This window comes from Gallaecimonas xiamenensis 3-C-1 (assembly GCF_000299915.1).
Lineage (GTDB): Bacteria > Pseudomonadota > Gammaproteobacteria > Enterobacterales > Gallaecimonadaceae > Gallaecimonas > Gallaecimonas xiamenensis.
This window is the reverse complement of record NZ_AMRI01000048.1, coordinates 1-6297: the sequence shown is the minus strand read 5'-3', so window position 1 is coordinate 6297 and position 6297 is coordinate 1. Positions and strand designations below refer to the sequence as shown.

Genomic DNA, 6297 nt, shown 5'->3' with positions numbered 1-6297 from the left:
ATCAGGTCAATCAGGCGCAGCTGCTTTCCCAGCCAATAGGTATGGTCTTCTTCGGTGTCGGCCAGCTGCTGGCGGAGCATGTCACGGCTGATGTAGTCGCCTTTTTCTTCGCAAAGGGCGATGCCGTTGGCCAGTTTCTCCCGTACCTCATACTCCAGGGCCAGGTCGGCCTTGAGGCAAGACACCACGTCATCACCCACATTGATACCGTGGCGGTCCATATTGGGGGTGCCACCCAGGAACAGTACCCGGCGGATAATGGCGTCGGCGTGTTCGGCTTCTTCCTGCATTTCGTGGTCGATGCGCTGGTAAATCTTGCTAAGGCCCCAATCCTCATACATCCGTGAATGGATAAGGTACTGGTCTCGCGCTGCCAGCTCGCCGCCGATAAGCCCGTTCAAATAGTCGATGACCTCTGGGTCGCCCTGCATAACCGCTCTCCTTGTTTACCCCAAAAAGGATGCAGCAATCGTCGTCAAAAATCAAAGAAACCAATTAATTTGGCCGCCTTTTATCGATAAATAAGAATTAGTGTGATTTCGCCTTTCTAAAGATAACCAAACGCCTAGAAAAAGTGAGCGCACTGGGGAAAACACCGCAACCGAAGCTGGCGATATTTGATTTACCCTTTGCAGCTAGGGGGTTAGGCTACCCCCATGGTTCGGGAGAGGCCTAAGATTTACAGATTACAAGGACGTGATCGGCGCTTTGGGAGCTGCAACCCAAGGGCGGTAGCGTGGCCAACGCAAGGTTGCCAAGGTAAGGAAAATACGGATCCGGCCGAACAGTGCGTCCAACCTCAAGGTCAGGTAACAGCCTGTCAAGAGGGCTTGGCCAGGTCGATAACGCCAGCTTTATATCCAACGCCATTTCCAGTGCTACCAAAATCCAAAGCAGAGGTAGCATTGTTCATCATCGAAAATCCCGTCCATGGGCAACGAATTGCGGCTAAACAGCAGTGGGATAACTATGCCTAGTGCAGGTGGCCGGATCCGCGAGAGCCATATCTGCGTGTGGCATTATGTATTGTAGGAGGCTGTGTCAGCATGAAGAAGGGAACTATCGTTCTTTCCGTTTTATTGGTGCTAAGCAATTTTTTGTGGCTGGTGTTTTTTGCTTTCACTGTCATAGATCATGGCGTCACCATGACTTATCAAAATGCCAGCTATGAAACCAAAGAGAAAATGCTGGAACAAGCACTGGTGGCCGCCAATAAGAACATCGTTGGCCAATCATTATCAGCAGCCGAAGCGTTGATTAAAATCGATTCTTATGGACTGGAACCATTTATAAAGGATGGCTGTTTTCATGCTGGTGGGTTGTGTTTTAAAATTAACGAAAACAATATTGTCACCGGCATCGAATCAGAGTAATGCATAACAGGCTATACCACATCGCATGGGCAGTTCGTTAAGTCCTAGCATTGCAACGCCGATAACCTTCGGCTTATCAAAAGAGCAGAAGTACTGGGAATTGCATCAGCAGTTCTCTGATTACCTACAGCAATCTTATGGGCAGGTTGTGTTGCTAGCGAGTGGCCAAAATAACTGGCCTAGCCCTCATTGGCAAAGTGACTTTGAAGATTACAATACAGCAAGTGGTATTGAGCCTTATTTTGTTTACGCCTTGGCATTGCAATTGTCAGTAAAAGGACAACGTTTTGGTGTGTTTAGTCTGGAGCATGCTCGCGATATTATGGAATATCGAGGCAACAGATAGGCCGTCACCTGCTAACTAAAAATGGGCAATGGTAAATATACTAACCAAGTGGATGAAACTTGCAAAGAATCGCGATGCAGTCTTGCGAGCCTTAAAAATGTCCTTCCACTCAGTAGGAAAGGCCAAAAGAGTGCGAGTGGGCATCTTTAAGTATAATTATCCTTATATTCCTCATCGAAGAAATTTTCGTCACATTGACAATGTCTAAGTAGGTTGAAAGAAATGCAGTTAAGCCAATTTATCAAAGTGTTTAAGCCTTCATCTAATTTAACAAAGGGGAGCAAAGAGCAGATAGCTGATTATAAAGATTACCTCCCCCAGTGCATTTTAGAGTTATGGAGCGAGCATGGTTTCGGGACATATGGTGATGGGCTTATACAAATAATTAACCCAGACCTATACAAAGAAAACTTGTGGGGATGGCTGATGACGGATGAGGACTTGACTCGGATCCCTGTTGCAATAAGTGCCTTAGGGGACATATTTTATTATCGACAACTTGATGATGAAGGCAGCGAAGATATTGCATATATCGATCCGCATACATCTGCCACCGGTGTATTAGCCTGGAGTGCGGAAGAGTTTTTCAATGAGTGGTGCTGTGATGAAGAGGTGATATCTGACTTCTTTAGGAAAGAAGAAGTGAAAGATGTTGAGCAGCTGAAAGGCAGCCTAACTCATGATGAAATTTATTACTACACTCCCGCATTAAGGTTGGGTGGAACACCCTCCATAATTACCATGGATAGAGGTAATGCGTTAGCTCAGCTTGATATACTTCTACAATTAGCTCTAGATAGTTAAGGTCTGGCAACCAATCGCGCTGACCGCAGTGCTACAGTGGTCAGCAAGGTTAAAGGTCGTTAGCAGGTTACTGAATCAGGTTTTTATATGTTTGAGCAGTTCAAGAATAGCATTATCAATAGATATCAGTCTTTGGGATTAGAGGAGCTGGCCGGTTACCTTGATAGCCAACGCGAATTTTTCTCGGAATATGAAATTCAAGTAATTGACTTTGAGTTTAATCCAGACCATGAAGGCGAGCTGATCATCAACTTCTTAGTCACAGGTGAGGACTCATGGAAGGAGAAGATTAAAAGAAATAGCGATTTCTATACAACGGACTGGAAATTTTACCTTTTTAATATAGATACTGCCCCCAGTGAAATGTTAAGTGAAGCACTTCATTTCGAACTAGGACCTTTTATAGACGATTTGTCTTATGAGGAAATACACAGTTTTTATGATGAGCTGTTCCTCGTTCTATCTGATGTGGTGAAAGCAGACTTGGTAAGGTCTGTAATTAAAAAATACAAGCTTGCCGATAATTTCAGGATTCAGCTTATTGACTCAAGGGATGATAAGGATTATTTCGAGTAGAGCCTAAGTAGATGGTGAAATGAACGAAGCTGTGCAGACTTTGCTTGAAATCAGCATAGAGGAAAGACCTTCGAGCAAATTTGCCATATGGGCTGGGAGGATCTTGAACCTGTTAAGATTAGGCGAAAAAAATACTATCCAGCTGTTTGGTCGCAGGACCATGGGGATGACGAGGTCTTGCTGGTGGTGCAGTTGACCAAATGGCATGTCCCCCAAATTATTGGCACCACTGATTGTATTGGCTTGATAAAGAATAGAATGAACAGGACTATCGATGTTGATGCGCTTTGGCTAATGCATCATATTGGCTATCCTTGAGGCTAAGCTTTGATGATAAATTGAAGCAAGCCTGAGTACGGTGGTGGATATTTCGCTGCAAGGCCATCCACTGCATTGTCCTTTTCCTCTCTGGCTTGCTCTCACGGCTCCTTCGATACTTTCTCTAGGAATTCTTTGTACTCTTGGGACTCGCTATAGGTGATGCCTATGGCGCTGGCTTTAAATTCAAAGATGAAGTTTTCGTTCGAGAAAGAAACACCCTTACTCAGTATTATGACCATAAATTGGGCATGGTAAGTGATCTTTATACCGACGATACGCAGATGTCATTAGCGCTCTATGAGTTATTACTCCCCGAAGAAGCATGGTCACCAGAGAATATTGCAGAGTACTTTGTACGTAGTTACACGTGGGGTGCACCAGGTATTGGAAAACTCTGAAGTACAAGCCGTCACCAACCGCGATACCAGGGAAGGCATTTTATCGGCCCAGGTTATAGCCCTATGCTCCCATCATTTCTTAAGGTGCTACTGAAGTGAACTCGAAGAAAATAGTGTTTACCGAGCATGACAAAGGGTGTAGGTGCTGGGCTTGTTGCCAGAATAAGCAAAAAATGCAGCTGACTAGACCGTCGGATAGGGCCCCTAGAGCATTCAGGGACTAGTAGAGAGCTCTGCTAATGGTCTGGCTCAGATTCTGCGGGGCAGTGTTGATTATGGAAGAGGGTGGAGTAGGTGGACTTTGAATATAAGAAGGTAACCCCGGCTGACGACGACTTTATCGAACTGGTGCGGGAACTGAGTGCTTCTCTTGAGGCAATTACCGCCGATACGGGTGAAGGTTCCTTCGCCGCAGAGGCTTTCGATGCCGACCAGGATGGATGCCTTGTCGTCTATGCCGATGGTGTAGCTGTGGCTTGCGGTATTTTTCGCTACCAGGCAGAGGGCGTCTGTGAGTTAAAACGGATGTATTCCAAGCAGCCGGGGGCCGGTACTTACCTGTTGCAACAACTGGAGACCTATGCGGCTGCCAAGGGTTATTGCCAGGTGCTGTTGTCGACGCGACGGGTCAACCAAAAGGCCGTTGGTTTCTACCTGCGTAACGGCTATCACGAGACCCAGGCCTATGGCCGTTACCTTGGGGTGGCAAGGTCAGTGTGTTTTGGTAAGACGCTGCTTGGCTGATGTGGGAGCATGGCCCGGCTAGCGCCAGAACCACAGCGTTATTCGCCCTCCGGTGTTGCTGGCTTATCTCTGGCTACCCCTGCTTAGATGCCGGTGGTCATGAATTTCCCCAAAGTGGTTCGGCTAGAATTTTCATAAAAGCGTTGTAAGACAGTGGCTTGGTTGCATTTTTAGGGGCTGGTCTACTATGAAGGGACGAGGGCCTTTAACTGACCAGGATGCTGCTGACGGGCGTGATGGCCTTCATTGAGGAGCAATCATGAACATCGGTGTACTGTCTCGCAACCGCAACCTGTACTCAACGCGCCGCCTGGTGGAGGCGGCCAAATCACGGGGCCATGAAGTCCGGGTGATTGATGTACTCAAGTGCTTTATGAATATCACCGCCAACGACCCCGACGTGTTTTACCAGAACCGGGAAAACAACGTGGAGGAGCTGTCCTTCGACGCGGTGATCCCCCGTATTGGCGCCAGCATTACCAACTATGGCTGCGCCGTGTTGCGGCAGTTTGAGGTGGCCAACACCTACTCTATCAACGAGTCCATCGCCATTACCCGTTCCCGGGACAAGCTCCGAGCCCACCAACTGTTGGCCCGCAGGGGCATAGGGCAACCCATCACCAGCTATGCCAGCTCAGCCAGAGCCACCAATCACCTTATCGAGTCTGTGGGCGGCGCGCCCCTTATCGTCAAATTGACCCAAAGCACCCAGGGCAACGGGGTATTGCTGGCCGAGACCAAGAAGGCGGCAGAGGCCCTGATCAACGCCTTTCGTGGGGTGGGCTCGGACTTTTTGGTGCAGGAATTCATCAAGGAAGCGGGCGGCTCGGATATCCGCTGCTTCGTGGTGGGGGACAAGGTGATTGCCGCCATGCAGCGCAAGGCGGCCAAGGGGGAATACCGCTCCAACCTGCACCGGGGCGGCGTGGCCGAGGTGGTGAAGCTGAACTCGGCGGAGCGCAAACTGGCGGTGGACGCGGCCCGGGTGATGGGCCTGGACATGGCCGGGGTGGATATACTGCGCTCGGCCCATGGCCCACTGGTGATTGAAGTCAATTCCTCCCCCGGTTTGGAGGGGATAGAAAACGCCTCAGGCGTCGATGTGGCCGGCAAGATCATCCAGTACATCGAGTCCGACGTGCTGCGCGGCCCCAACAAACCCAAGGGCAAAGGGTGATGGCGCTGCTTTCGCCCAGCTGAACACTTGCACACAGGCTGTGCGAGCCGGGTGCCCTACCATGGATGCCTTTAGGCTCAGGCTTTGACCTAGGCGATACTCAGCTCGCCGGCCTTTCCCAGCTTGCTCTGCTGCGTCTGCCTATGCCGGTACCGGTAGCCAGATCTTCACCCTCAATCCCCCCGTTGCCCGGTTTTCCAGGCTAAGGCGGCCGCCGTGGGCGTCGACGATTTCCCGGCACAAGGCCAGGCCCAGGCCGGTACCTTCCTTCTTGGTGGAGTAAAAGGGCAATAATGCCTGTGTGAGTACTTGCTCACTCATGCCACTGCCCCGGTCGGACACTTCCAGGCAATGCCAGCCGGGCTGGGCGCGAATGGCCAGCTCGGTGTCCTTGGCGGCCGATCCTGCCTCGGCGGCGTTTTTCAGCAGGTTGACCAGCACCTGGCTGAGCTGGGCCGGGTCGGCCCAGCCGGGATTGCTGGGCAGCACTTCACGGACCCGAAATTCCACCACCCCTTGCAGTCTTTCCAAAAGCTCCTGCCAGTGCACCGGCTGGCA

General features: G+C 50.0%; 9 protein-coding genes. 7 read left to right on the top strand and 2 right to left on the bottom strand.

The window, feature by feature from the left end; all coding sequences use genetic code 11:
• Positions 1-431 (bottom strand): bacterioferritin (gene bfr, locus B3C1_RS19070; protein WP_008486865.1); only part of this gene is annotated, 431 nt, incomplete at its 3' end.
• 615 nt (positions 432-1046) lie between these two features.
• Here bfr and B3C1_RS19065 point away from each other — a divergent pair.
• From B3C1_RS19065 to rimK, 7 genes are all read left to right on the top strand, one after another.
• The gene (locus tag B3C1_RS19065; RefSeq protein ID WP_156804638.1) at positions 1047-1373 is read left to right on the top strand and encodes a hypothetical protein; all 327 of its coding nucleotides are present in this window, start codon (positions 1047-1049) and stop codon (positions 1371-1373) included.
• 25 nt (positions 1374-1398) lie between these two features.
• Positions 1399-1719, top strand: coding sequence for a hypothetical protein (locus B3C1_RS20395; RefSeq protein WP_156804637.1), 321 nt, complete (start codon positions 1399-1401; stop codon positions 1717-1719).
• Positions 1720-1941: 222 nt separating this feature from the next.
• The gene (locus B3C1_RS19060; protein WP_008486862.1) at positions 1942-2523 is read left to right on the top strand and encodes a GAD-like domain-containing protein; all 582 of its coding nucleotides are present in this window, start codon (positions 1942-1944) and stop codon (positions 2521-2523) included.
• An 87-nt stretch (positions 2524-2610) separates the two neighbouring features.
• The gene (locus B3C1_RS19055) at positions 2611-3099 is read left to right on the top strand and encodes a hypothetical protein (RefSeq protein ID WP_008486860.1); all 489 of its coding nucleotides are present in this window, start codon (positions 2611-2613) and stop codon (positions 3097-3099) included.
• Positions 3100-3560: 461 nt separating this feature from the next.
• Positions 3561-3818: an ADP-ribosylglycohydrolase family protein gene (locus B3C1_RS20885; RefSeq protein ID WP_083858402.1), complete on the top strand. Its 258-nt coding sequence runs from the start codon at positions 3561-3563 to the stop codon at positions 3816-3818.
• Between the two features lie 294 nt (positions 3819-4112).
• The gene (locus tag B3C1_RS19045) at positions 4113-4562 is read left to right on the top strand and encodes a GNAT family N-acetyltransferase (RefSeq protein ID WP_008486858.1); all 450 of its coding nucleotides are present in this window, start codon (positions 4113-4115) and stop codon (positions 4560-4562) included.
• A gap of 259 nt (positions 4563-4821) precedes the next feature.
• Entirely contained in the window at positions 4822-5739 is a 918-nt protein-coding gene (gene rimK / locus B3C1_RS19040) for a 30S ribosomal protein S6--L-glutamate ligase (RefSeq protein ID WP_008486857.1), read from the top strand.
• Positions 5740-5880: 141 nt separating this feature from the next.
• Here rimK and B3C1_RS19035 read toward each other — a convergent pair.
• Positions 5881-6297, bottom strand: a 417-nt coding sequence (locus tag B3C1_RS19035; RefSeq protein ID WP_008486856.1) for a sensor histidine kinase, incomplete at its 5' end; no start/stop codon positions are given.

Excerpts from the sequence above, each read along its gene's own strand:
- B3C1_RS19060 (WP_008486862.1), top strand. The coding sequence starts at position 1,942 with ATGCAGTTAAGCCAATTTATCAAAGTGTTTAAGCCTTCATCTAATTTA.
- B3C1_RS19055 (WP_008486860.1), top strand. The coding sequence starts at position 2,611 with ATGTTTGAGCAGTTCAAGAATAGCATTATCAATAGATATCAGTCTTTG.
- B3C1_RS20395 (WP_156804637.1), top strand. The coding sequence starts at position 1,399 with ATGGGCAGTTCGTTAAGTCCTAGCATTGCAACGCCGATAACCTTCGGC.
- rimK (WP_008486857.1), top strand. The coding sequence starts at position 4,822 with ATGAACATCGGTGTACTGTCTCGCAACCGCAACCTGTACTCAACGCGC.
- B3C1_RS19065 (WP_156804638.1), top strand. The coding sequence starts at position 1,047 with ATGAAGAAGGGAACTATCGTTCTTTCCGTTTTATTGGTGCTAAGCAAT.